At 30.1% G+C, this 24,354-nt stretch carries 26 protein-coding genes; 7 read left to right on the plus strand and 19 right to left on the minus strand.

The window, feature by feature from the left end:
• The first annotated feature begins 272 nt into the window (after window positions 1-272).
• The 7 genes from V7M80_RS12115 to V7M80_RS12145 all read left to right on the plus strand — a co-directional run bounded on the left by V7M80_RS12115 (window position 273) and on the right by V7M80_RS12145 (window position 6,461).
• Window positions 273-836, plus strand: a complete 564-nt coding sequence (locus V7M80_RS12115; protein WP_333696492.1) for a hypothetical protein — start codon at window positions 273-275, stop codon at window positions 834-836.
• 2 nt (window positions 837-838) lie between these two features.
• Window positions 839-1,141 (plus strand): hypothetical protein, encoded by a 303-nt coding sequence (locus V7M80_RS12120; protein WP_333696494.1) that lies wholly within the window; start codon window positions 839-841, stop codon window positions 1,139-1,141.
• A gap of 202 nt (window positions 1,142-1,343) precedes the next feature.
• Window positions 1,344-2,501 carry a hypothetical protein gene (locus V7M80_RS12125; RefSeq protein WP_333696496.1) on the plus strand — a complete coding sequence of 386 codons (1,158 nt, stop codon included), beginning with the start codon at window positions 1,344-1,346 and terminating at the stop codon, window positions 2,499-2,501.
• A gap of 638 nt (window positions 2,502-3,139) precedes the next feature.
• On the plus strand, window positions 3,140-4,459 hold the full coding sequence (locus V7M80_RS12130; protein WP_333696498.1) for an AAA family ATPase: 1,320 nt from the start codon (window positions 3,140-3,142) through the stop codon (window positions 4,457-4,459).
• Window positions 4,460-4,462: 3 nt separating this feature from the next.
• A complete protein-coding gene (locus V7M80_RS12135) occupies window positions 4,463-5,116 on the plus strand; it encodes an RloB family protein (RefSeq protein ID WP_333696499.1) in 654 nt (217 codons plus the stop codon).
• A gap of 331 nt (window positions 5,117-5,447) precedes the next feature.
• On the plus strand, window positions 5,448-6,161 hold the full coding sequence (locus V7M80_RS12140) for a DUF6994 family protein (protein ID WP_333696500.1): 714 nt from the start codon (window positions 5,448-5,450) through the stop codon (window positions 6,159-6,161).
• 177 nt (window positions 6,162-6,338) lie between these two features.
• Window positions 6,339-6,461 (plus strand): hypothetical protein, encoded by a 123-nt coding sequence (locus V7M80_RS12145; RefSeq protein ID WP_333696502.1) that lies wholly within the window; start codon window positions 6,339-6,341, stop codon window positions 6,459-6,461.
• Window positions 6,462-6,721: 260 nt separating this feature from the next.
• Here V7M80_RS12145 and V7M80_RS12150 read toward each other — a convergent pair whose 3' ends face one another.
• The 19 genes from V7M80_RS12150 to V7M80_RS12240 all read right to left on the minus strand — a co-directional run bounded on the left by V7M80_RS12150 (window position 6,722) and on the right by V7M80_RS12240 (window position 24,334).
• On the minus strand, window positions 6,722-9,046 hold the full coding sequence (locus V7M80_RS12150; protein ID WP_333696504.1) for a TonB-dependent receptor plug domain-containing protein: 2,325 nt from the start codon (window positions 9,044-9,046) through the stop codon (window positions 6,722-6,724).
• Window positions 9,009-9,926 carry a FecR family protein gene (locus V7M80_RS12155; RefSeq protein ID WP_333696505.1) on the minus strand — a complete coding sequence of 306 codons (918 nt, stop codon included), beginning with the start codon at window positions 9,924-9,926 and terminating at the stop codon, window positions 9,009-9,011. Before V7M80_RS12155 ends, V7M80_RS12150 begins: the two co-directional genes overlap by 38 nt.
• 7 nt (window positions 9,927-9,933) lie before the next feature.
• Window positions 9,934-10,446 (minus strand): RNA polymerase sigma factor, encoded by a 513-nt coding sequence (locus V7M80_RS12160; RefSeq protein WP_333696507.1) that lies wholly within the window; start codon window positions 10,444-10,446, stop codon window positions 9,934-9,936.
• Between the two features lie 260 nt (window positions 10,447-10,706).
• Window positions 10,707-11,621 (minus strand): hypothetical protein, encoded by a 915-nt coding sequence (locus tag V7M80_RS12165; RefSeq protein ID WP_333696508.1) that lies wholly within the window; start codon window positions 11,619-11,621, stop codon window positions 10,707-10,709.
• 161 nt (window positions 11,622-11,782) lie between these two features.
• Window positions 11,783-12,970, minus strand: coding sequence for a hypothetical protein (locus tag V7M80_RS12170; RefSeq protein WP_333696509.1), 1,188 nt, complete (start codon window positions 12,968-12,970; stop codon window positions 11,783-11,785).
• A 2-nt stretch (window positions 12,971-12,972) separates the two neighbouring features.
• Entirely contained in the window at window positions 12,973-13,644 is a 672-nt protein-coding gene (locus tag V7M80_RS12175) for a hypothetical protein (RefSeq protein ID WP_333696511.1), read from the minus strand.
• 4 nt (window positions 13,645-13,648) lie between these two features.
• Entirely contained in the window at window positions 13,649-14,722 is a 1,074-nt protein-coding gene (locus tag V7M80_RS12180; RefSeq protein ID WP_333696513.1) for an alpha/beta hydrolase, read from the minus strand.
• Between the two features lie 922 nt (window positions 14,723-15,644).
• Complete coding sequence (locus V7M80_RS12185; protein WP_333696514.1) at window positions 15,645-16,817, minus strand: serine hydrolase domain-containing protein; 1,173 nt, start codon at window positions 16,815-16,817, stop codon at window positions 15,645-15,647.
• Window positions 16,818-17,007: 190 nt separating this feature from the next.
• Window positions 17,008-17,229, minus strand: a complete 222-nt coding sequence (locus V7M80_RS12190; RefSeq protein WP_333696516.1) for a hypothetical protein — start codon at window positions 17,227-17,229, stop codon at window positions 17,008-17,010.
• 33 nt (window positions 17,230-17,262) lie between these two features.
• Window positions 17,263-17,538: a hypothetical protein gene (locus V7M80_RS12195; protein WP_333696518.1), complete on the minus strand. Its 276-nt coding sequence runs from the start codon at window positions 17,536-17,538 to the stop codon at window positions 17,263-17,265.
• Between the two features lie 192 nt (window positions 17,539-17,730).
• Window positions 17,731-18,420, minus strand: coding sequence for a DUF4386 domain-containing protein (locus V7M80_RS12200; RefSeq protein WP_333696520.1), 690 nt, complete (start codon window positions 18,418-18,420; stop codon window positions 17,731-17,733).
• 68 nt (window positions 18,421-18,488) lie between these two features.
• Window positions 18,489-18,908 carry a DUF6326 family protein gene (locus V7M80_RS12205; protein ID WP_333696522.1) on the minus strand — a complete coding sequence of 140 codons (420 nt, stop codon included), beginning with the start codon at window positions 18,906-18,908 and terminating at the stop codon, window positions 18,489-18,491.
• A gap of 87 nt (window positions 18,909-18,995) precedes the next feature.
• Complete coding sequence (locus V7M80_RS12210) at window positions 18,996-20,261, minus strand: metallophosphoesterase (RefSeq protein WP_333696524.1); 1,266 nt, start codon at window positions 20,259-20,261, stop codon at window positions 18,996-18,998.
• A gap of 18 nt (window positions 20,262-20,279) precedes the next feature.
• On the minus strand, window positions 20,280-20,864 hold the full coding sequence (locus tag V7M80_RS12215) for an ankyrin repeat domain-containing protein (protein WP_333696526.1): 585 nt from the start codon (window positions 20,862-20,864) through the stop codon (window positions 20,280-20,282).
• Between the two features lie 88 nt (window positions 20,865-20,952).
• The gene (locus V7M80_RS12220; RefSeq protein ID WP_333696528.1) at window positions 20,953-21,456 is read right to left on the minus strand and encodes a hypothetical protein; all 504 of its coding nucleotides are present in this window, start codon (window positions 21,454-21,456) and stop codon (window positions 20,953-20,955) included.
• Window positions 21,457-21,780: 324 nt separating this feature from the next.
• Window positions 21,781-22,305 (minus strand): hypothetical protein, encoded by a 525-nt coding sequence (locus tag V7M80_RS12225; RefSeq protein WP_333696530.1) that lies wholly within the window; start codon window positions 22,303-22,305, stop codon window positions 21,781-21,783.
• A 119-nt stretch (window positions 22,306-22,424) separates the two neighbouring features.
• Window positions 22,425-22,814, minus strand: coding sequence for an MmpS family transport accessory protein (locus V7M80_RS12230; protein ID WP_333696532.1), 390 nt, complete (start codon window positions 22,812-22,814; stop codon window positions 22,425-22,427).
• A 28-nt stretch (window positions 22,815-22,842) separates the two neighbouring features.
• Window positions 22,843-23,742, minus strand: coding sequence for an alpha/beta fold hydrolase (locus tag V7M80_RS12235; RefSeq protein WP_333696533.1), 900 nt, complete (start codon window positions 23,740-23,742; stop codon window positions 22,843-22,845).
• Window positions 23,743-23,887: 145 nt separating this feature from the next.
• On the minus strand, window positions 23,888-24,334 hold the full coding sequence (locus V7M80_RS12240; RefSeq protein WP_333696534.1) for a GNAT family N-acetyltransferase: 447 nt from the start codon (window positions 24,332-24,334) through the stop codon (window positions 23,888-23,890).
• Window positions 24,335-24,354: the final 20 nt, after the last annotated feature.

Below are 24,354 nucleotides of genomic sequence, written 5' to 3' on the forward strand. Positions count from 1 at the left end.
ACAGCGGTTTCGTGTTATTGCTGGTTTTTCTTGAATTGAACTTCTTTCTTCACGAAAATATTTTATCTTAGCATACAGTACATAGTTTTCGGGCTTTGCAAATGGAACTAGCCTAAGAACTTTTGAAACAATTTTAAATCCACAAAGAGTCATTGTACATGGCTAACCAAAGAAAAAGAAAGATATTTATCAGACTTATACACCCAAATGGGCTAACTATGTCTGTTTTATAGGACATATAAACAAGTTATGGCATATTTTAAAACAAGACAATGACAGCAAAACAATATCAAGAATTTATTTTACCTAGAATTGCGATAAAGTTGAACAATTTAGAGACTTTAAGTGAGTGGTCGGCATTTAGAGGTATGAGCTATCAATACTCTCCACGAGTTGATTTAGCTGTTGGACCATTTAGTATAACCCCTAACCGAAACCAGACCGAAGAGTACAACCGAATCTTGCAAAACGAAACAATTGACAGATTTTTAAGAAAAGCGTATGACTATCACGTTGAAAATGTTGGAGAAGAATGGTTAAATGAAATTACAATTCCTGAATTTGACATTTTGAAACATAAAAACCAAAATGCTCGATGCTTTTTAGCAATTGAAATCGAAAACACAAGCACAAAAAAGCATATAATGGGAAGTATGGTCAATGCCGCATCCTTGGGAAGAATTGGAATAGGCATCGCTTATAATGAATCTGTAAAACGCACATTTTTAAGAATTTTAAATTACTTAGCTTTCTTAAAACGAGTTGAAAAGAACACTTATGACACGACTAACTTTTTGATACTTACAAAAGAACAACTTGAAACATTAACTGAATAATTATGAGTAAAATACTTGGACTTGACTTAGGTCAAAATTCAATTGGTTGGGCAATTGTTGATGATGGAAAAATCTCTGAAATGGGAACAAAAATTTTTCCAAATGAAAGAGTGCTTTGTGGTTTAGCTGTTGAAAAAAAGCACACAGTAATTAAAACATTCAAATCATTATCTTTTAGACAAAAGCTGACATTAGTTCTATTTTCTATTCTGACCATTTTGACATTTGTAAATATTTCAAATTGGCAATTTTGGTTAGGCTTGAACGTAACAACTTTATTGACATACTTGACAATGGAAAAATAAAAACTTGCCATAACAGCACCTACCCAAAAGTGGCGGCTTAGTGGTTAAACCAAGCTTTGTGCTTCTATCAAAGTTCGTACTTAACTGAAAGTGAATCGCTTCTAAATCGCCACCTTCGGGTAGTTGCAAAACTTTAGGGTGCATGATCACACCCGAATTACCGAATTGCAAAGAAATGACATTCATATGTCGAAAATGAGAAATGAAAAAGAACAGTCTGAGCAGGAATGATAGAGGAGTCAAACATTTTTTATATCTAAAAAAGGATTTTGAAAATGATGTTGAAAGACTAAGCATTTCCTTGCCTCTATTTGTCAGAATAATGTTCTTGGACGAACCTAATACATGGGTTAAAGAAATTAACAGATTCGACTTTATTAGATTAGCTGCACTTGACCATGAATTTGGAAACCTAGACAAAGAAATTAGAAATAATTTCAAATACTGTTCAAAATTTGATAAGTCAGGAAAACAGTTCAAAGAAATTGATTTAGATAGTTTTTTTAGAACAATTATTGCGGAAATTGATAATCACACATACAATGTTCAAGAATTCATTTTGGGTGTAGCATATAACGGTGGTCTTCATATGCTTCCCGAAAAACATAAGAAAGAAAAGTATGGCCTGCTTTATAATTCATTATTAGAACCATATCCTGAATCAGTAATCGAAATAATCATTCAAATAACAAAAATTCTAATAGAAATATTTGATGAATTCTATTCGCTTTTAGTTGGAAATAATGACGGACATTCCTCAAATCAAAATTTTAAACCTTTGATAGCTAAGGATGGAAAGATCTTGGAAGGTATTTATTTCTCAAAATCGTACATTCAGTTTCCAATTAGGGCTAAGAAAAATATGGGAATTAGATTTTGTCTGGAATTAAAATTTTTGCAAATTTCAATTAATGAAAATAATGTGATTTTTGAATATGGGCATCAAGACAATAAAAAATTTAGGGTGCAATTGTTTCAAGTTAACACTTTTTTGATTTTAAAAATTATTTCACCAAATAATTCTAAAACTATAAAAACAATAATTGATGATCAACATCATGACAAGTTTGCTGAAATCGAAATTTCTATATATCCATCTGGTAAAATAGTATTTGCAATCAACGGTTTGACAAAACACACAGACGATTTGGAGGAAAATGTTGAAATAATTGACGGGAAATTAATTCTTGGTAGTAACTTGACGGGAACAAGCTTTGGTGAATTCTATGTAAAGACAATAACCGTTCAATCTATTGATCGTGTAAATGAAATGAGAGTACTCAACGCATATTCACTTAGATTACTTAAATTAAAACCTCAAAATATTGATTATAGACTAATTAAGAGAGAATTTATATGATTTTTAAACGACGCCCTTACCCCCGCTTCCATTCGAATACTTTCGAATGGAAATCAAAATTTTAAATCTAAAAACTAAAACAACTCTTCCCTACCCGGTTTAAAATTTTAGTACTCCTGTCGCCACCGCTTCCCACCGCTCCAAAAAGTTTTTGTATGCCAGACGTTAAGGTCTCCGATAGAAATCAGTAGCCCGCTCTTCGAAGTCTCCTGACTTCGAAGCTAAATAACTTACATTCAGCTCCACACTATTGTCTATTTTTCTTGAGTTGTACTTATTTTTTCACGTAAAATATTATTTTAGCATACAGTACGCAGTTTACGGGCCTTGAAAATGGAACTAGCCAAGGAACTTTTGAAACAATTTTAAAATTACAAAGAGTCATTGTACACGGCTAACCAAAGAAACATAAAAGATATTTATCAGACTTATGCACCCAAATGGGCTAACTATGTCTGATTTTACAGGACATATTAAGAGTTTGGTGCCAATGTTGCGGAAACAGTGCAAAAAATAACGCAATTAAAGCTTGTATATGTGATTTTTTCACTACTTTCGCCTAATAAAACGTAAATATTATGCTAATTAGGTTTTCAGTTGAGAATTTTTTGTCAATCAAAGACAGACAAACTTTTTCTATGATTCCCGGAAAAGGAACTCTAAAATCAGACCATAGAACAAAACCAATTAAAGGTATAAGTGTATTAAAGTCAGCTGTGATTTTTGGAGCAAATGCTTCTGGAAAATCCAATCTTATAAAAGCTATAGACTTTGGAAAAAAACTTATATTAAAGGGAATTAAACCAGAACAAAATATAGAATTTCAAAACTTTAGACTAGATTCTGAGTATATTAATAAAGACTCAAGAATTGAATATGAAATTCAACACAAGAATAAAAACTATGCTTATGGATTTGTTTTCAATAAAGCTGAAATTGTCGAAGAATGGTTGTACGAAATAACAAAAACTCAAGACATAAAGATTTTTGAAAGAAACAAAAATCAAAATGAAATTTTTGACTTAGATTTACTTTACTCTAAGAACAAAAAAGAAGATGAAAAACAATTCTTGAAATTTATAGCAAAAGGAACTCCAAACAATCAATTATTTTTGACTGAAATTAGAACAAGAAAAGTTAAAGAAAATGTTACAAACATTACTGATATTCTAAATGTAATTGATTGGTTTCAGAATTCATTAAAAGTAATTTCTCCGAATGATAAATACAATGAGGGATTAAAGTTTGAGTTAAAAAGTGATGAAAGACTACTAAATGCTTTTCAAGAATTATTAGAATATTTCGACACAGGAATTAATGGTGTTTGCTTGAAAAAGATTGACTTTGATAATATTGATGTTCCATCCAAAATTTTAAATCAAATAAAAGAGGATTTATTAAATGTGAAGTCAGAAAACATAAGAGCTTCAATTCTCTCTAATGTCAATACAACTTACTTTCTATCAAAAAAGGACAACGAAATATATGCAGAAAAATTCATGACAAAGCACAAAGTAAAAGGTCAAAATGAAGATGAATTATTCGACACAAGTGATGAATCGGATGGTACAAATAGAATTATTGATTTTATTCCTTTGTTAATGGATTTATTACTAGGTGACAATGTATTTATAATTGATGAAATGGAGAGAAGTTTACATCCAAACTTAATATATGACCTTATTGATTTGTTTTTATCAAAAAGTAAAAATGTGAATAGTCAGCTCATTTTGGCAAGTCATGAATCTTCCCTACTAACACAAAAATTATTGAGAAAAGATGAAGTTTGGTTTATTGTAAAAGATATTGAAGGATCAAGTAAGCTTCATTCTCTTGAACAATACAACATTCGTTTTGATAAACAAATCAGAAAAGATTATTTATTAGGAAGATACAAAGCAATTCCACGATTAGGAAATCGAGATAAACTCACAGTTTTGCCAAATCAAAACAAATAATTTATGCCTAGAGAAAGAGAAGATATATTTCTTGAAAGCAATTCAAAAATTAAAGAAAAAGTTATTGTTTTAGCTTTTGAAGGAAATGATACAGAACGTATATATTTTGATGAACTTAAATCCCATGTGAAATTTAATGATGATGTAATATATCTACATCTATTGAGCAGACCAAAAAATGACACAAATAGTGCTCCAATTCATGTTTTCAATAAATTAAAAAAAGAAGCCAAAGAAGAATATAATTTTAATAGTCAAGATGAACTTTGGATGATTATTGACAAAGACAAATGGAAGAACATAGAATCAATTGTCGAATTGTGTAAAGCACAAGGAAATATGTTTGTTGCGGTTAGTAATCCATGCTTTGAACTTTGGCTATTATTACACATAAAAGAGATTTCAGAATTATCAGAAGTTGAAATAAAGGCAATTCTAAACAACAAAAAAGTCTCGAAAAACAGAACTTATATTGATAAATTCTTATCTGATCTTTTGAGTGATGGGTATAATAAAAGCAATCCCATTCCATCAAGATTTTTACCAACAATATATGATGCCATAAGACAAGCTAAAGCTCTAGATAATCTCTCTGAAGACTTTCCATCAAGCATCGGCTCTCATGTGTATAAAATTGCCGAAATTGTCATAAAGTAAATTTGAGTATATAGCAGCTTCCCATAACAGCTATTAGCCGCTAGGGCTGGTTTTTCTTGATTTGAACTTCTTTCTTCACGAAAATTTTTTATCTTAGCATACAGTACACAGTTTGCGGCTTTGCAAATGGAACTAGTCATGGAACTTTTTAAACAATTTTAAAATTATATAAAGTCATCGGACATAGCTAACGAATGAATCAAAAAACGATCTTTATCAAATTCATACAATCAAACAGGCTTGCTACGTCTAATTTTATCAGACTTATAAATGAATTTCAGGCAAGCTTTAAACAATACGACCCGGCTGAAAAAAAAAATTTATAGCATAAATGATAGAACAAATTGATATAGATTTTGACTTTCGAAAAGACAGCAAATGTGGCGACCCTGATACAGACAGTCCAAAATTATATGAAACTCACAAATTGTTATGGAGTAAAGAATTACCAAACGGTAAGGAATTTACTTTAGAAATTAAAGGGGACCGTTACGGAAGATTTCTTTTGAAAAACAACTTTACAATGAATTTGTCAAGCGACAGAATGTGTCCTCATTTTGACGGAAAGTATAGCAACAAATTTGAGGGTTGGCTCTCAGACGATGAACGAGAAGAACTAAAACATAAAGTACGGACAATTGGCGGACACATAGTTTTTCCAGCACATAAAAAGAATGGATTTACAATTAATCAAGCCAGAGGAGTAAGTAGAATAATTTGTGACAGGTTTGATTTGACATTGGAGTGTATAAGACTTTTTTACAGAGACGAAGAAAGTCCTCTTTCAAAGACAATTACAAATTACAAGGACTTTTTTGACTTGTTTGTTAACTTCAAAGGCTATGTTGACTTTTTTCATTTACAAGACTTTATTGACCAACAAGAGCAAATTGATTTTTCTTTACCGTTTGACAATTTCAACAGACCGCCATTACCACAGACAATTGACGAGTATAGACAGTATAAAGACCATACTCTAGAATTAATGGAGAAAAGAAATAAACGTATTTTTGAAACCATAACAAATGGACAATATGCAAATTGAAAAGTACATAAAGACAAGAACGTCAGTCTGTAACATCAACTATACGCAAGCAGGGGTTTCGTGCTTCGTAAGACAGGAAAGAGGTAAATTAGAAGTTAAGTGCTTAAAAGCCCTGCCTGCTTATAGCTGAGAACCGTTACTTGCTATTACCCCTAAGATTGCTTAGAAAATGTAATTATGATAACAGATACTATGATTACAAATGGAATTGGTTTAATGAAAATCTATCTACCCAATCTATTTGAATTTAACTCAGAAAATGAGTTTGAACAGTATTTAAGAAAATCCTATAATCACTAGTAAGAACACGGAGGTGGAACTCCATATAATAATTTTTAGGAACCTTCTTTAAGCTAATTGAGTAACATTATAATAACCCAGCTAACGCTAAACCCGAGCGTAGCGAATAAACGTAGTAATCCTTTCAATAGTAAAAAATATTGTTAAGATTTATAACTCTAATTCAATAATTGGAGAAGTTATTGAATAACAAAACATAGTAATTATATAATCTCAAATTTTTTGAAATCAACATATCATAAATACACAAATAAATAATATCAAAAAGAAAACTTGATAAATAAATTTGGAGTAAATCCCAAAGAATAATAATCTGAAATCGCATACCTTGGATTACCGATATCATTAGCAGTTTCATACAATCTGGAAATCTCTTTATTTATGATTACCCTGTGGTCATATAGATTATTGATTGAAATTCCGGCTTTTAATTTATAATTAGCGTTATAAAGAAATGTATACAGAAATGAAAAATCCAAAGAATGAAAATCACTTAATGTCTTATTATTTAGGGTTAATAAACCATTATTTTCATCCAAAACACTATAAGGTCTCCCTGAATTCCAAAACCAACCTAGTGTAATAAAAAATGAGGATAATTGATAACGGGTAGTAAAATTGATAGTATGTGATATGTTTCCGTTTGAATTAAAATAGTTTCCATTATTAATCCCTTCGAATTTATTCTTTGAATTTAGAAAAGAGTAACTCGACCAAAATTTAAATCTTGAAATTTCTTTTTGCAAAGACAAATCTAATCCATTGCTTATAGAATATCCACCGGTAAGTGCTGCCAAACCAATTGATAAATCTGCAGAATTAAAAACAACACCATTAGAAAAATTGGTAATGCCGGCTATCTTTTTATGGTAAACATCTAAATCAATTACAAAACTATTTTTCTTATATAATAATCCAACATGAAAATGATTGGAGAATAACACCGGTATGGAATGTTGATCTGAGAGCACCCAAATATAATTTTCTAAACTAATGTCACCGGCTGCATTTTCATTAATTTGTTGTAATAGTTGACTCCTGCGTTCAAATGATACTAGGGCCTGAAATTCTTTACTAAACCGATAAGTCAAATTTAACCTTGGTTCAAATAAAAAGGGAGTCGTATAATTAGAGGTAAGTCGAGAACCTAATTGAAAATCGAACCGATCCCTTTTAATGTCTGAACTAAGATATAGACAATTAGAAAAAAGTTCACCGCTTCTTTCAGAAAGTGTAAATCCGAAATTTTCATTATCATTGCGAATCTGGTGACTAATGGAATATTGGGTAAATTGATAACCAAACAAATAACTCATTGCATCAGAGAGCTTGTATCGAAAAGATATATCTGCAGATAAATCCAAAACATCATTTTGCTTTAAAAAATGATCGGTCCTTGTTTCTTTTTCTAACCGCCGTTGATAAAAAAAATCATATCGTGAAAACTGTAAAGTAGAACTGAGTAATGATCTTTCAGATAAATCAGAATGGATTTGTAAGCTTGCTCCTAAATTTTCAATATCCATTGTTTGGCTCTGGTCATCATTTGATGGCGAATTAGACGAAAAATCAAGATTATTTCCGATGTAAGTAGATGATATTGACATATTTGTTTTATCACTAATGGAATAATCGAAAACAATAGAACCATCCCAAAAATCAAAATTATTTTGCTCATCATTAAGCGAAAATCCGGAGTTTTGAAATACTTTTTCAGTATAACTTTGATAAGTCGGAGTTGAAAAAAGGGGAGCTAATGACTTTCTAAAAGTATACCTAAGACCAACTTTCTTATTGAATAGAAAAACGCGTTGTGATAAATCAGCATGAAGCATATCTACCCCAAAATCGAATGATTCATTCGCAGCACCTCCGCGACTTGTCCTTAAATCAAAAACAGATGAAGTCCTTGACCCAAATTCCGTTGGTAATACAGAAGAATAAAATAGAGCCTCATCAACAATTTGAGAATTCACAGGGGATATCATCCCAAATAAATGACCGGGATGGTAAATCCTTATTTTGTTCCACAAAAGTAGGTTTTGATCCGGTCCACCCCCTTTCACATACAATCCACTTGATGTCTGATTTGGACTTTTAACTCCGGGTAAATAGTGAAACGCTCTCAAGACATCAAAATCACTAATTCCCGGTAATACTTCTTGGTTAAAAGAACGAAAGCTTGTCTTCTTTAAATCTTTTTTAATGCTATTTATTAAATAACCATTAACCACCACCTCTGATAAAGCAATAGACTTATTTTTTTCAATTTTATTTATGAGCGCATAAAGATTATCTCGAACAGGAACAACCTGTAAATCATTTTCATTCAACAATAATTGATGAAAATCAGCAAGTGATAATTTAACATCCTTCAAAACTAAATACTTATCATACAATAAACTATCTGCATAGGAATAATAAACCCCAAAACCTGATTCAGCATAACGCAATAAATCTACCGTTTTACCTTCTTTAGGAAGTTTAATCTTTTTAGATTCTTGACCGGTAACAACAATCACATGAAAAAAGAGAAAAAATAGTAACTTATGCTTTGAAAAAAACATACCCTTGGTTGATCTCATAGTGCAATTGAAATGAACTTGCAATTAAATGCAAACTTAATTCTAAATCATTTATGGGTAAATTTCCGGTAAATTTTCGATTCAAAATATCCATTGGAAAAGTGATTTTTACTTTATATGTTTTTTCTAAAAAAATTTTTACATCAACCAAACGAGTACTTTTAAATTCGTGATATAGTATTCCTGATTCACTGTTGGATGATTTATTTTCTAAAACTGCATCTACTCTTCTATCAATGGAATTAAACGATTTTCCCGCGTCAACAATATACTCCTTATTATGGTGAGTCACCCTCACACTACCCTCAAAACATGTAACACTAAGAAAATTATCATTTGATGTAACCTTGAACTTTGTTCCTAAAACTTCTACCAAACCATGTAGAGTTTTAATTTTATAATCTTGCCCTTTTTTAACCTCAAAATAAACCGAACCATATTCAAGTTCAACTTCATTGAGATTATAAAAAGGAGCACTTTGTTTAATGGAACTATTTTGATAAATATGTAGGAAAACGTTTTCTCCAATAGCTAACTTTTCAGACTGAGTTGATGTTAAAATATGCTGAGCACCAAATAAACCATAATGATACCCCATTATACTTACAAATAAAAGTAAGATTGCAGCAACAGAATAATATGGTTTTAATTTTCTGTCCATTTTGAAAACCCTAAAATTGGGTGACAACTGCTTTTGTTTAAGTTGCTCGAAAGCATTCTCTATATCAGGAGATATAGATTGCATACCTGAAATTCTTTCCTTTAAAAGCATATAAGAATGAAAATCATTTTCAGACACAAAGTGTTTCAATTCAGAATCATTTAGCTCTCCTGAAATCCATTTGGCTAAAAAAGTATCTTGATTCATTAATTTTTTCATATCTTATCTATTTTAAAACGGTTCGTAAATTAATTAATGCCCGTTGCATCCTTTTCTCAACAGACTTTTCGGAAATCTGCAATACCTCAGATATATCTTTATAGGTTTGATTTTCAAAACGATTCATCATGAAAACGATTCGCTGTTTTTCCGGTAAAGCCTTGATTGCAGCATATATTTTTAAGTTTAATTCATTCTCATCAAAAAGTATATCAGGGGTTTTAAAATCTATTTCATTGTATATTAATTGTTCTTTATGACGCTTATCGATTTTATTTCTTCGATAGTGATTTAAAACCAATCTGTAGGAGGTAGTAAATAGAAATTTTTTTGCCTGTATAGGCTTAATCTTTCCACAATTTTCCCATAAAATTAAAAAAGCATTTTGAGCAAATTCATCAGCAATATCAACATCATTAAATCTGTATTTTAAATAATTTCGTAACAGCTTGTAATGCTTTGAAAATAATAGCTTAAATATTTTATCATCACAAACATTTTTGATAGGATTGATTTCCATGGGAAAATTATAAAATCGTAATGCTTTGAAAACTTTTATCTTTAATAATTAATCAATTTTACTTAAAAAACCAATTGTAGCACAATTACAGAATGAACTAAAATTGAATCTAAAAAATCCAAATATTTGGTAACCCTAGAAAATCAAGTTAGCTTTTAATTGAATGCTTAAAACTATAAGAAAAGCTTAAAAAGAAAATTAAATTAAAATATCATTCGTGCATATAATAATACACGAATGATTTCTAAACCAACTAAAAACTAGTCACAACTCACAAAATCTTCTGATGTATAACCTGCACATGCAGCCCAACATGAATTAGTAAACTGGAGAATTCCATTGGGAGTCTGAACACATACTGGCATAAACTCTTCTGTACATTCACAATCAGATTCATTACAATCAATAAAATCGTCTGATGAATAGCCTGCACATGCAGCCCAACAAGAGTTATCAAAGTGTAGAATTCCATTAGAGGTTTGAACGCATACCGGATTATATTCTAAGGTACAAATACATCCAAATTCTGGAGTACAATCAACATAATCATAAAAATCCCAAATATCTTGTATCAAAGCCTCACTTTCTCCATATTTAATTTTAAAGGGATAAATAAAGTCCACCCAATAATCATTTTGAGTCAATGAATTTAATTCAGCTTGCATACTTTCATAATTTGGGAAAAACAAAACATCACCATTATTTTTTTTAACAGTTAAAGGAAAAATAAATTCAAAACAAGTTAAAGAAGAAAAATAATGGTCAATACTATTAATACTCTCACAACTAAATAAAAGGGCTTCAAATTGTAATTCATTATTAATTTCAAAAACTTCTAAATTTAAATCAGATTGTACTTGAAAAGGATATATAATCCTATTAATATGAAGAGCTTTACTTTCAGATCGAAGGGCATCTTTTAGTCCCTCTATTGAATTCATACTTACTTTTCTTCCATTAGAATACACTACCTCAATAGGAAAAACTGGGGTATAACAAAAGGAAGAAGAAGAATTTGAATTCAAGTTGCTAGAATGCATAGACTCTTTTAGTGCGTTTAAATAAATTCGAGTAGCACGACTTTTTGTCACATCTTGTAAAACGTTTTCATCATTTGAATTACAAGATAACAAAACAAAAAAGAAAGAAATACACAAAAATTTAATTGTTTTCATAAGTTTAATTTTTTTAGATTACAATACTTAGACACATTTGAATACATTTCACCCTACATTCTGCAATTTATTTTTACTGCATTTTTTCAAAAAAATAGTACTTAAACATTAAAATATTGAAATGATCTATGGAAAATAATAATTACCTAAATTAGTTTTCATTATATTTTAATTTTAAATGTTTTTAGTTTTTGATATTTGTTATTTCTGATGATAATTATATATTTCCCTTTTCTTAAATATAGTTTCTTTAAATCTTTACTATCATTGACTTCAACGATGTCAGCGGGTATTCCTTGAAGGTGGTATTCTTTTTCTCTGTAAGCTAATATTTGAATTGGAAAATGATCTTTATCTAATAACTTTTTATTGATCAAAAATGGGCTTTTATTTTTGATGAACCAGTTAGGTCTGCCATCTAAGTACAAAGTGGTAGGATGGATCACAACAATATCAGTTTGCTTGGGTTCTGAAAACCCATTGAATGGTTTACTGTGTTCATCAATTAACACAAAAGGTTGATTTTGGTTCGTTGCATGAATAAAAAAGTGTTCGTATTTATTATTCCCTTTCTCAGTAAACTTAACTTGATCTATTGTAAAGGGGTCAATACCTAAATATTCTTTTAATCTGCCTGCCATTGCTTTTTCCCAACCCACTACCTCATTTTCATATACATGATCAAAACCACAATGAATTAAAAGTTTTCCTTTAGGATGACGGTTTAAAAAATTTTGTATGTTTTTTGCTTGTTCTATTTCACGTTCCTTGCCATTAATGCCTATAGAAGCTTCATAGCCGAAAACTGTATACCCAATTTTTAAAGCTTCATTAATTAAATTTCCAAATTCAGGTTCTTGAGTGTAGTAGCCACTTTTTAAAGTTGTAAATTTTCTGTTATTTATTAATGAATCATGCAAAGCTTCTAAAGCTAAGTATCTATAGCCATAATCATAAAGTTCTTTTAAAAGACTAAGCGTAAAAGAACGATGCATACTAAGATGATGTGCTTCATTTATGATCAATAACTCTTCTTTTTTTGCCCTTGATAAAATATAATCTTTAGCATTTAAAACTTTTCCTTTGAGAAGTAGTATTGAATCTTTCTTTGATGGAGTATATTCTCTTAGATTCATTGATTTATACCAAGAGGAAATTGCCTTTTTGTGATTCAATACAAATGAATAATTAACTGCTTCTGTTTGAAACTTCCAGGCTGTGGTATCATTTTTAAGCTTATTCTCAATATGTTCAGAAAATAAATAAACCTCTGGGTCAACTTGTGAGAATGATAATTGGAATATTAATAAACTAATAATAAAAGAGAAAATTCCTAAACTCTTATTCATAATTATAAATGTAACATGTAGCCAATGCTTAAGTAAAAAGGAACACTAGGCTTAGTACTAAAATCTTGCGAAACTATTTTTCCCAAATTCAGAGCCACCTGATTTTTATTAAAGTTAAAACCCGCTTGAAAACCATAATAAAAATTTCCTCCTGTTGAGGGTTGATACCAACCATCTGTAACATCATTGTAGACCTCATCTCTATATCTTTGGGTATGTTTAAAGTGCGATACTATTGCCTTGTCGAAACCAACTTCTAAAGCTGTAAACCATTTAGGCTTGTAAAATCCGAAAGTTCCTTTGACATCACTTCCAAAGTTTTGTATTACAACATATTCGGTGGAATATCTCCTGTATATGCTTTGCAAGGATACTGCACCAAAAAAATTCTTGTATTTATATATAGAGCTTTGACCCCCAATTTTAACTTTAAAATCATCAACCGTCTTTTCTCCAAAAGGTACGGTTACTGTGGTAGCTAAAATTATTGGCAATTTAGTATTTAGTTTATGTCCATATCCTATTCCATAAACAGTAGCATGATCTGCACCAACAAAAACATGTAATAGGTTTTTATTTTTATCTATTGCATTCCAATTAATAGTTTGTGCTTGTAAAAAATAAGATTGTAAAGCGACTAGCAAATAAATAACTCTTAAATATTTTGATTTCATTTTTTTAAAGGCTTTCGAGGTAATCTAAAATTTTAGGTTCAGTAATTGTATTCCAAATAGTAAGTTGGTCAAACATACCGGAATGCCCAACATCATCTACCTTTATAAGTTCTTTATTTACAAACGGAGCAGATATTCTTTCTGCCCAAGAAGTTGGATAAGCACCATTATTACTACTATAAAAGAATAATACTTTTTGTTGAAATTGATTAATCCCAATAGTAAAATCTGGATTTAGATTTTGTCCAATTTCAAACATCGCATTAGAGATAACTGCACCTTGACGTCGAGAAGGATAAAAACTTCCATTTATGCCCAATGTTGCTGGCACATCTCCTGTAATAGTATTACTTGTTTGTAATAACGAGTACTTATAGTCAAGAATATTATGATCATTCTCTTTACCTGAAATAAATTGGTCTAAATAAGTCGCATCATTAAAGGCCTCACTCCATAATTTAATGGATTGAGAATTTTCAACATACTGTTTAATATCATTCCATTTTAATCCACCTGGCTCAGCTAAAATTAATCCATCAATTTCATTTGGAAATTTTCCAATAAAACCGGTTGCAAGTATAGAACCCCAGGAGTGAGTTAATAAAACCACTTTTTGGTTGTCAGAACTCTTATAGTAATTAATAATTTCTTTTAATTCTTCATAAAAAATTGTTTCGATAGCATTATCACCTTTATCCATGTACCAATGCTTGGGAAACCGTTGAGATAAACCGGAACCAATTTGATCATAAAACACCACTCTAAATCCTTTATCTGCTAAACTTTTACAGTTCATCAAATATTTATAATTATCCCCGGGCCCACCGTGAATGCATACTACTAAGATTCCTTCAACCGGCCCAAATGCTTGTGAGTGAAGTTTGGCACCATTGATTGTAATAGAAGGCAAAGAAGTGTCTTCAGTAACGGTTTTTGGGACTAATTTTCCGGATTGGTTAATGTAGTTTTCTTCCTCACATGACACCATAAAAAAAATCAAAAAAAATAGTAGGAAGAATTTTAGGTTAAAATTATGATTTTTAAACAAAACTAATGTACTTTCATCTCTTTTATCCATAAATAATTTGATATTTAATTGTTCCCAAAAGTAACAAGGGATAATATCCTATGAAATACCTGTTATCAGGTAAATCAAATTGAAAGTAAGTTTAATTATTGAATTAAAAATATTTATGTAGTCGCTTAAAGTTAAAATACCAAAGTAAAAATCCAAGAAGTCCTATTAAGAAAGAACAAAGCATCCAAAAAAGCACATTATAATTGTCAAGTAATAATCGGTAAATAAAGGTAAATAAACAAAGTACTAACCCGGTATAAAACCAAATATTTTCTTTATCCAATTCAATATAAGTCTCTTCATTATATTTAAAATTGAAAAGAATTTTAGTTTATTCCAATCCCAAAAAATTAAAAAAAGATTAAGAAGCAATAATATACCTGTTACTACTGGTGTATAGGTAAAATAATAAGACAAGGTTATTACAAAAATATTTATGCTAATTGGGAGAGAAATAATAGCTCCAAGTGTTGCATAGCGTTGTGTTAGTAAAAATGTTCCTGCTATGAACTGAATGATCCCCAAAAACTGCCAATAAAAACCTGATTCATACAGTGTTTCAAAAAAGTGCCAAGCAGAATTAATGGGTTCAAGTGCACCACTTTCTGCTGTAAATCTTTTCCCTTTTATTTTAATGATGCTGGCAAATACAAAAGAACCCCAATAAAATAGCGTATGTATATTACAAAAATCTGTAAATAAATATTGCTTTTATAGTTTTTCACTTGTAATCACTATTTTTTAATTTACTCAAGAATTTTATAAACCTATTCAAAACCATAATAAGTTTTTGATTAATTGAATATCTATGTTAAATCCTCTCTATTTCTATCTTATAATTTTATTTTAAAAACACCATTTTAAAATTTTGGATTAATTCTAATACATTCACAATACTGAAAAAATTTATAAAAGTTAGATTCTAAAACTTAGTAAGGTCTAACAAATCGAATATTTCATAGTAATTTAACTCATCCTTTTCCTCTTCCAGTGATGTATTAAAGAAAAGGATAATCCCACGTTTCTTTTCCAAATCGGATAACATGAATGTCCTAACTCCCGGATCGGTTCCGTTATGACCAATTTTGATTGCGTTATTCTTTGTAGCCCAAAAAATTCCGGAATTAAGCTTTTTTAAATTTACATTGGTGGGTTTGTTGGATTCTGTAAACTGAAAACGCATCAATTCCTGAGCTAATTCCTTTTTTAAAATTGTTTTACTATTGTAAACTCCGTCATTTAATAAACAGACATAAAACTTACTCAAATCTTCTACAGAAGTGCGAATTCCTCCATCAGGATAGGTTACTCCGTGGTATAATGGTATTGATTGAATCCCGTTCCTATCTTTGTGGTATAGCTTTGTATAGTTTTTGAGCTTACTCTTTTGGTAAGACCAAGTGGTGCTTTTCATCCCTAAAGGTTTGAATATCATTTTTCTTGCATAATTCTCTAAACTCAACCCTGTCTGTAATTCAACAATGTAACCCGCCAAACCGGCTCCAAAGTTAGAGTACTCTCTAAAAGTCCCAGGTTTATGATTAAGAAAATTTTCTAACAGGTAATGCTTACCACCTGGTACAAAATAACTTTTAAGAAAAGTGCCTAATTTTTCGGGAGTTTTAGTTACTTCATACATGGTACTATCACTATAAAAAGGATAACGATCTGTAAGGCTTGAAGTATGAGTAGCCAGATGTCTAAGAGTAATTTTTTCTTCCGGAAAATTGGGATTAATAATTTTAAAAGGAAGATAGGTATTAATATTTTCATCAAGTGATAACTTACCTTCTTCCACAGCCTTCATAATACAAAAACCGGTAAATGTTTTACTGATAGAGGCGATATTCATAACTGTTGATGGGGTAAAGGGCAACTGATTTTCCTTGTCTGAATAACCAAAACCTTTCATCCAAGTTGTTTTCTTGTTATCAATGATTGCAGCTCCCACGCCAACGATACCTCCCTGCTTAAGTTTATCATTGATTCTTTGCTTAAGTTCTGAAAATGGGATCGAATCTTTTTTCGTTTGTGAATAGCTTGTAAAACAACCCGTGAGTAGTAAGACAATTGCGGTAGTGATTTTTAGTTTCATATTTTAATTTTTTGATTGATATTCTTTTTTTGTGATTAATTAACCGTTACAGCATATTTTTGCTATCATTTTTATTACAAATATTTATTAGAAAAACTTATACAAGTCTCCATAGAACATTATAGTCTTCTTTTTAAAATGCAAATTTTATAAGATATATTAGTAAGCATTTTTTTTTATAAATAAAAAATTACAATTGAACTTTGAATACCAAGCCAATGGTATTTAAGTACTTGATTTTTTGTTCATCACAAAAAGCAACACTATTATTGGTTTTAAAAGAACTAAAGTCTGTTTGTCCATTGTATTTTACACCGACACTCACCCGGTCAAACATTTTAAATAAAAATCCAATTCCAACTTGTGCCCCAAAATTCCATCCCTCATAAACATCTCTCTGAGTACTATTCAAATACTTAAACTCGTCTTTGCTAATTATTTGTCCTTAAAAACCAAAATTTGAAAAAAATGATATGTTTTCAGAGACATTGGTATTCAGAGTCACTAAAACCGGAATTTTAAGTAATGTTCTCTCGTGATAGAAATTTCCAAAAGTGTTAAATCCTTGACCGGATAATTCATTTATTTCAATTCCCGAAGCAACCCCGATTTTTTTGCTAATACTATAATTGAAAAGTACTTCAGCATTGATGCTGTTGAGATTATAATCAGGTTGATTTTCATTTTCAACAATGCCGTATCCAAATCCAAAGAATCCCACTTGAATAAATCTTGACTCTTTTGCCTCTTGAGCAGAAATTAAACTTGTAGATTAAAAGAAAATTAAGAATAAAATGTTTTTTGCTGTTTTCATAGACTCAATTTTTATAGTTATAGTATTAAATTTTATTGTTTTTTAATTGTTAAAGTTATACATCTTATCAATTGATAAATTTTGTTGTGCAGTTAGTATTTACATATCTTTAATCAAAATATTTTGACCTCTTATTCCAAAAATAAGCAGGTAGCAAATCATCCAAAACTCACCAATTGTCGCAGGAATTGTTATATAAGCTAACATCGGATGAGAAAAACCAATGCATTTTATAATAGTTCCAAGAATATATCCCATTCCACCAATGATAAGTATTCTACCTAACCACAAGGGCATACACTTGGAGGTAATAATCGTGTAGCCCATTGGGATTAGCCAAAGACCAAAAAACAGTCCCCCAATTAACCACGCATTTGAAATAACAACATTCAAAAGATGTATGAAAACTATCTTTTCTTGTTCAGTAGCTGCTGGAAAATTAGCTAACTTAATTGCAGTTGCCATTGAAACGGCACTTATCATGATGGCTGCTGCATTCATTAAACCCCAAGTACTTATGGCAAAAGCTGCCCAAGAATTGATTTTTTTGAAAAGCCTGTAAAACCAAATTGCAACTAGGGCTTGTGAAATAATTATGATTACTTCAAGGAAAAGCCTTATTCTAACAGTCGACTCTTGAGCTATTATATTAGAAAGTGTTTGATAGGGGTCTTTAGCTACAAAAGTATTGGATTGAAAGATTATAAACCCTAAAACCCCTGAAATAGCTAATAACAAATACCATACTCCTGTTATTCTTGCTGTTAATAATATTCTTTTTTGATTCACTTATTTGTTTATTTACTGATTGATAATTTACTGATCTTTATTTATAGGTATTTATTTTAAACTTAGTGCTAGTTGATTGATGATCTCTTCCACTTCAATGCCATAATAACAACAATCGTGGTGAGTGTACTTTCTAGAAATGATAGAAAAACATAGAAAATTGTCCATTCAGAAATAGAAGACATGCCAACCAGTAAAGTAAATACTGTAAAAAAAATTCCAACCCCTACATTTAACCACTTTGCTATCATTGGCTTTAATACCACTGATAAAAAAATCATCAAAGCCGGAATAGTAAGTATGATAGTGGCAGTAAATAACTTATATGGGCTATTTAAATTATTTTTACCGACGATTAAACCATTTACTTTACCGGGAACATAAAGATCAAAATAATCCCCATAGATATAGCAAAACATAATGGTCGTCCACAATAAAGCAAGCTTAATTCTGATATTAATTTTACAATCTTCTAACTCTCTCTTCATAAATCTAATGTTTTATTTAAATTTTGTGATTTTCATGTCTGCTATAGATGAATTCAGCTATTGTAAAGTTTTTGAATTTGTTTACACCTAAAGTCTTTGTTTTTGACCAAGATCATCAATCTTATATAACTTTCCTTTATCTACCAGAAGTCCTTTAGTTTGGCCTGTTGCAAAATCTCTTCCATGCTTAACATCAATTTTGATGACTTTATTTTCATAATCTTGCTTAATATCATCAACTACACTATGTCCTATAACCATTCTAGACGCTTTGTAAAAACTTAAAATTTTTTCAAGTTCATCGGTTGTGATTGGCTCTACATTCATTCCGCTCAAACGATACATTATCATGTATTTGAGATCTAAATTTAAACGCCTGTCCCAGTATGGGCTCTCAGTGGCATTGATTATATATTCGTGATCTTTAAAACCAACACCATAATTATCCGGTGTGATACCGTAATATCGTCTTGCCACAGTATTAAATTCAGATATGGTATAATTTTTTTTCACATGGTTTAAATTCAAACCTCCATGAACAAAAATAAAGTCCCCAATTTTCTCAACAATATTTTTAGTACGTAACCACTTGCCTAATTCTGATTGAGCAGAATACAAGTACTGTAAACTTTTATCCCAATCATCTTTCTTACTTACCCTCTTGGCAACTTCAATATATTTGAAATCATTATAGGAAACGTCACCATACATATTCATAACTTCATGGTTACCCAAAATAAAATGAACTTTACCCCCGTGAGTTTCTGCTTGATGTTCCAAAGAATAAATTAACCACAATACTTGTGTTACTTGTTTACCTCTATCCATAAAATCACCATTAAACACCACGTGACCGTTACCAAAAATCCAATTGCCATGTTTGTCAATAACTTTGTTTGAAAACAAAAAACTGTAAAGTGCATCAAAATTTCCCTCAATATCAGATATAGCTATCAATTTTTCGGGCATTTCATAAGTGTCGTTTTCAATGGTAATACTATCTTTTATTCTTACAGAAAACTCATTTAAGTGTGGAGATTCTGTTCTAACTATAATAGGTTTTCCTTTAACATATTTTTGTCTATAGAATTCATTATATTCGTTTGTATAAAAAACAGAATCGTTTACGACATAGGGTCCATCCACACCATCTAAATGAGTAGGTACAACCTTATTGACTTTAAACCCAAAATCTCTGTTTTTTTCCCATATACCTCTAAGACCACTCCAATAAAATTTGTACATTCCTTTGTTGGCATCTATATCATCATAACCAAAATATAGTGTTGTGAAAACAAAATATAAGAGGGAAATAATTATAGACCATTTTAATAACCTTTTAAATAAATTCATGGCCTTATGGTACACATTTTAATTTTTATTCTTAAACTTTTGGTATTTTTTTCTTTTAAAAAGCTTTTCTAATTTTTTATGTTCTTGTCTGATGGTTAAATCAATTGGAGTAACACCGGTATTGTTTTTAGCATAGGGATTGGCACCATGCTTTAGTAACAATTTTGCAGCTTCGTAATTTCCTGTCCAACCAGCCCAATGTAAGGGTGACTCTGTTATTTTATCTCTTGCATCAATATCTGCACCGTTTTCCAGCAAGAGTTTAACTATTTTAATATTATTATACTCAACTCCATAGTGCAATGGTGTAATATTTTCATAATTCGGTATTGTAACATCTGCACCCAATTCAACAAAGTAATACACTAAATGATAATAACTTAATTTTGCGGAACGATTTAAAGGGGTGAATCCTTCAGCATCTTGAATGTTTACATTTGCCCCATCTTTCATAGCCTTTTTAATTCCCTGAACATCACCGTGCAATGAAGCTGCTAAAAGTGCTCTATCAGCCTCTGTCTTAGGTTGTATTTGGGCAGAAGTAAAAAGCCAGACTGGAAAAAGAAAAAAAACGTATATACTATTTCTGAAAAAAATTGACATTATCTAATATTTTTTATGAAACGATTAAATTACTAGTATCATTCATTAATTCAAATAACATTAAAAACAGAAAATATATCAACTATATTTACTGTATACTAAAAGCATACATAAAATCATTAGCTCCAAAAAAATACTCCCCTGGAGCTAAATCCTTTACTATTAAAAAATAATAACCTTCTTTAATCTTCTTAACTTCATAATTTATCTTTTCAAATGAATTACTGCTTTTACTAATAGATGCTTTTGAAGTGATGAATACTCTCTTATCTTTTTTAATTTCAAATTGGACCAAATCAAACAAAGACGTTGGATCAGTTCCGGGAATCACTTTTACAATAAACTTGATCTCTTTTTGGCTTTCAATTTTAACAGATGAGGTAATTCCATCCATAAAGAAACCAGCTTCAGCTTTAAATATTCCTTTGGCTTTTGCCATAGTCTGATAACCAGACTTTTCAAGATCAATTAACTTTTTTGTCTTCTCATCAAAAAGACAAGGTTTATTATTGAACTCAGGAAGCGTTTGAGCTTGTATGCTGAACAAACATAGGTTCACTACAACTATATAAATTATTCTGATAACATTCATAATCATTTTTTTTAGATTTAAAAAGAACTATAATGTCTAATAGACATTTGGTATTTGCACTATATTTATTATTAAATGCTTTGTTTAGTCTTATTTTTTGAGCTTTCTGATTGGTTAACTTTCTGTTCACAAATCAAATTATTTTTTTTATCAAAATATTTAACCTCAACAAAACTTATACTATCAACAGTTTTGAATATTTTGCTGTTAGGCTTTTCCTAAGCCCAGTACTAATTTCCCTTTTTCATCTTGAAGAATAAGAGCCCTCGTTCCATCGGAAAGGACTAAAGCATGTAGTGCTTCTCTTCCATTTCCTGAATCATCTTATCCCAAAGCTACTCTACTTCTACCATCTTCAAATGTGTGGGAACCAAAACCACCAACTTCTAAACCACTTTGGTTGTTTAATAAAATCCCTGTAGGCAAAAACATTCTTCTACCTAAATTTGGATCCGAAAGTTGGTCACCAATTTGTAAAACATCCATTCCTTCTTTATTTAATACGACCATTCCATAAGCAGAATGTCTGTAATTTTTATACCACTCCATATATTTATTTGGATTTTCAGGATAAATTTTACTAGCAAAATATTTTCTTACTAAACTAGTAACGGTTCTTACTCTATTATTTGAATGAGAGATTGGGGCTCCAATTAAAATTCTGTCTTTTCCATTTTCATCTACAATTATTATTCCTTTGGCTTTGATTAAATCAAAAACCTCTGGTTTTGAAAAACCAAAGCCAATTAGAGCAACCGATAAAATGCAAATACTTACAATGAAGATAAACTTTAATTTTTTGTATTTGTTTTCTAGGTTTTTAATTTTAAATACTAATTCATTTTCCATAGCTCAAAATATATTATGTTTGGTAAATAAAATTTGATTTTTAAGGAGTTGTTGCCATTTACTATTGACAAAAGCTAACCAAGGAATAAGGTTTTACGACTATAAAGAACATTTAAATTTTAGTTTATTGTATACTGTGTAAATGTACTCATAACTGTACCACTTGCTGATTGTTGTTTTTTGACTTGACCGTTTACAAGTATTTCTAACCTTATAGAGGATGAAGCACTTGAACCGATAGCATTCCCGGAGAGGGATAAAATATTTACATCGGCAGGTAGTGTAATTTCTTCACTTGTCCAATTAGAACTGTTTACATTTAACACCGGAAAAGTTTCAGAATTCAATGCATAAACAATAGTAGTGATATTTGCACCGTTGCTCCCAACCACTTTAAATGTAACTTTTCTACTATTACTGGAATTATCATCACTTGAACATCCAGTAATTATGATTGATAATAAAAAAAATAAAAATAATCCTTTCAATAAATTTTTTGTAGTTCTCATAATTTAACTTTTTAACTTACCTACTCTATTAAAAACTCAGTTTTCGGTTTACCTGAGTGGATATCCAATCCAAATAATATTTTAAAAAAGAATCACTATCTTCTATCATAGGCCAATGTCCTATTGAATCATCCATCCAAATTAATGTACCATTTGGTACCCTCTTTTGAAAAGCAATAGCCATGTCAATCCCAGAATTCATATCTGCAGGTCCACAGATATAACACAAAGGGATTTCAGTACCTCTCATTGCTAAAGTCCATCTATCTAAGTATAAAGCTTTTTCAAACACAAGTTTTCCAAGTAAATAGGAAATGTTCTTTCCATTATTATAATTTAAAACATCCCAAAGCTCATCAAGAAATGCTTCATCTGGTTGTGTCTTTTTACCATATAAACTTCTTATAGTCTTATTTACAGATGCTTTTGAAATATGCCTACTGATAAACCTACCAATAAAATTAGGTGTCTGAGATAAAATTCTTTGAATCAATCTTGGTTTATAAACATCTGAGAAAAGATTTCCATTGGAAAAACAAATAGACTGGATAGAAAATAAATTCTCTTCGTGCTTATAATTTGCTAAAACCTCTTGTGCAACGCTTACTCCTAAATCATGGGTAAGTAAATGGGCTTCTTTAATCTGCAAATTTAATACGACTAAATTGAGTATTTTAACATACTCTTGAAAAGAATACAAATGGTTTTCAGGTTTATCAGAAAAACCAAAACCTAAAAAATCAAATACGGTTACTCTATAATATTGACTGAGTAAGGGTATAAAATTTTTCCACTCATATGAGCTATAGGGATAACCATGTAAAATAATAATATCAGGACCCTCCCCAAATTGGTTATAAAAAATTTTATAACCATTATAATTGAGATATTTTCCGGATTCAATCCAATTTTTTAATTCATTTTTCATTACATCATTCAATTTATATTTGTTTAACAGATTAACCACATAACTTGATAAAAAGCAAATTACTATCATGAAATTTTAAAAAATATCCTTAATAATAAATTATGGAAAAACTAAAAAAAGTACTTGACAAATTAATGCACTTTAATTAATGATCATAAACATTCGGATCATATTTTTCCATATATATTTCATTATTCTGTAATTTTTTAAAGCCATACTTTTCATATAACCAAGGTGCCGTTGAAGTGATTAAAATCCATCTTCTCAAGCCTTGTAAATCATTGTGACTTACTATTGAGTTCATCAATATTTTAGACAAACCATAACCCTGAAAATCAGGTAGAATAAAAAAATCACCTAAATAGGCAATTGTCGAAAAATCAGATATTACTCTTGCAAATCCAACTTGTTTATTCTTGTAAAATAATCCAAAATTTAACGAGTTCTCAATGGAAGCTTTTACAATATCATATGAAATATGTTTACTCCATGTTGAATAATTTGACAGAAAAAAATGAATCTCTTTTACATCCATTTTTGATTTATCAGTTGAAATAAAAAAATCTTCAGAATGAATATCATAAACTCTCATTTGTAAACTCGTTTAATAAA

The organism is Flavobacterium sp., from assembly GCF_036759525.1.
In the GTDB taxonomy this organism is placed as follows: Bacteria; Bacteroidota; Bacteroidia; order Flavobacteriales; family Flavobacteriaceae; genus Flavobacterium.

What these genes read in the sequence shown, in the direction of transcription:
- V7M80_RS12230 (WP_333696532.1), bottom strand. Translation starts at nt 22,814, where the DNA reads ATGAGAACTACAAAAAATTTATTGAAAGGATTATTTTTATTTTTTTTA.
- V7M80_RS12185 (WP_333696514.1), bottom strand. Translation starts at nt 16,817, where the DNA reads ATGAAACTAAAAATCACTACCGCAATTGTCTTACTACTCACGGGTTGT.
- V7M80_RS12220 (WP_333696528.1), bottom strand. Translation starts at nt 21,456, where the DNA reads ATGAATGTTATCAGAATAATTTATATAGTTGTAGTGAACCTATGTTTG.
- V7M80_RS12205 (WP_333696522.1), bottom strand. Translation starts at nt 18,908, where the DNA reads ATGAAGAGAGAGTTAGAAGATTGTAAAATTAATATCAGAATTAAGCTT.
- V7M80_RS12130 (WP_333696498.1), top strand. Translation starts at nt 3,140, where the DNA reads ATGATTCCCGGAAAAGGAACTCTAAAATCAGACCATAGAACAAAACCA.
- V7M80_RS12155 (WP_333696505.1), bottom strand. Translation starts at nt 9,926, where the DNA reads ATGAAAAAATTAATGAATCAAGATACTTTTTTAGCCAAATGGATTTCA.
- V7M80_RS12140 (WP_333696500.1), top strand. Translation starts at nt 5,448, where the DNA reads ATGATAGAACAAATTGATATAGATTTTGACTTTCGAAAAGACAGCAAA.
- V7M80_RS12175 (WP_333696511.1), bottom strand. Translation starts at nt 13,644, where the DNA reads ATGAAATCAAAATATTTAAGAGTTATTTATTTGCTAGTCGCTTTACAA.
- V7M80_RS12160 (WP_333696507.1), bottom strand. Translation starts at nt 10,446, where the DNA reads ATGGAAATCAATCCTATCAAAAATGTTTGTGATGATAAAATATTTAAG.
- V7M80_RS12240 (WP_333696534.1), bottom strand. Translation starts at nt 24,334, where the DNA reads ATGAGAGTTTATGATATTCATTCTGAAGATTTTTTTATTTCAACTGAT.
- V7M80_RS12225 (WP_333696530.1), bottom strand. Translation starts at nt 22,305, where the DNA reads ATGGAAAATGAATTAGTATTTAAAATTAAAAACCTAGAAAACAAATAC.
- V7M80_RS12170 (WP_333696509.1), bottom strand. Translation starts at nt 12,970, where the DNA reads ATGAATAAGAGTTTAGGAATTTTCTCTTTTATTATTAGTTTATTAATA.
- V7M80_RS12145 (WP_333696502.1), top strand. Translation starts at nt 6,339, where the DNA reads ATGATAACAGATACTATGATTACAAATGGAATTGGTTTAATGAAAATC.
- V7M80_RS12135 (WP_333696499.1), top strand. Translation starts at nt 4,463, where the DNA reads ATGCCTAGAGAAAGAGAAGATATATTTCTTGAAAGCAATTCAAAAATT.
- V7M80_RS12165 (WP_333696508.1), bottom strand. Translation starts at nt 11,621, where the DNA reads ATGAAAACAATTAAATTTTTGTGTATTTCTTTCTTTTTTGTTTTGTTA.
- V7M80_RS12150 (WP_333696504.1), bottom strand. Translation starts at nt 9,046, where the DNA reads ATGAGATCAACCAAGGGTATGTTTTTTTCAAAGCATAAGTTACTATTT.
- V7M80_RS12235 (WP_333696533.1), bottom strand. Translation starts at nt 23,742, where the DNA reads ATGAAAAATGAATTAAAAAATTGGATTGAATCCGGAAAATATCTCAAT.
- V7M80_RS12120 (WP_333696494.1), top strand. Translation starts at nt 839, where the DNA reads ATGAGTAAAATACTTGGACTTGACTTAGGTCAAAATTCAATTGGTTGG.
- V7M80_RS12180 (WP_333696513.1), bottom strand. Translation starts at nt 14,722, where the DNA reads ATGGATAAAAGAGATGAAAGTACATTAGTTTTGTTTAAAAATCATAAT.
- V7M80_RS12215 (WP_333696526.1), bottom strand. Translation starts at nt 20,864, where the DNA reads ATGTCAATTTTTTTCAGAAATAGTATATACGTTTTTTTTCTTTTTCCA.
- V7M80_RS12210 (WP_333696524.1), bottom strand. Translation starts at nt 20,261, where the DNA reads ATGAATTTATTTAAAAGGTTATTAAAATGGTCTATAATTATTTCCCTC.
- V7M80_RS12125 (WP_333696496.1), top strand. Translation starts at nt 1,344, where the DNA reads ATGAAAAAGAACAGTCTGAGCAGGAATGATAGAGGAGTCAAACATTTT.
- V7M80_RS12115 (WP_333696492.1), top strand. Translation starts at nt 273, where the DNA reads ATGACAGCAAAACAATATCAAGAATTTATTTTACCTAGAATTGCGATA.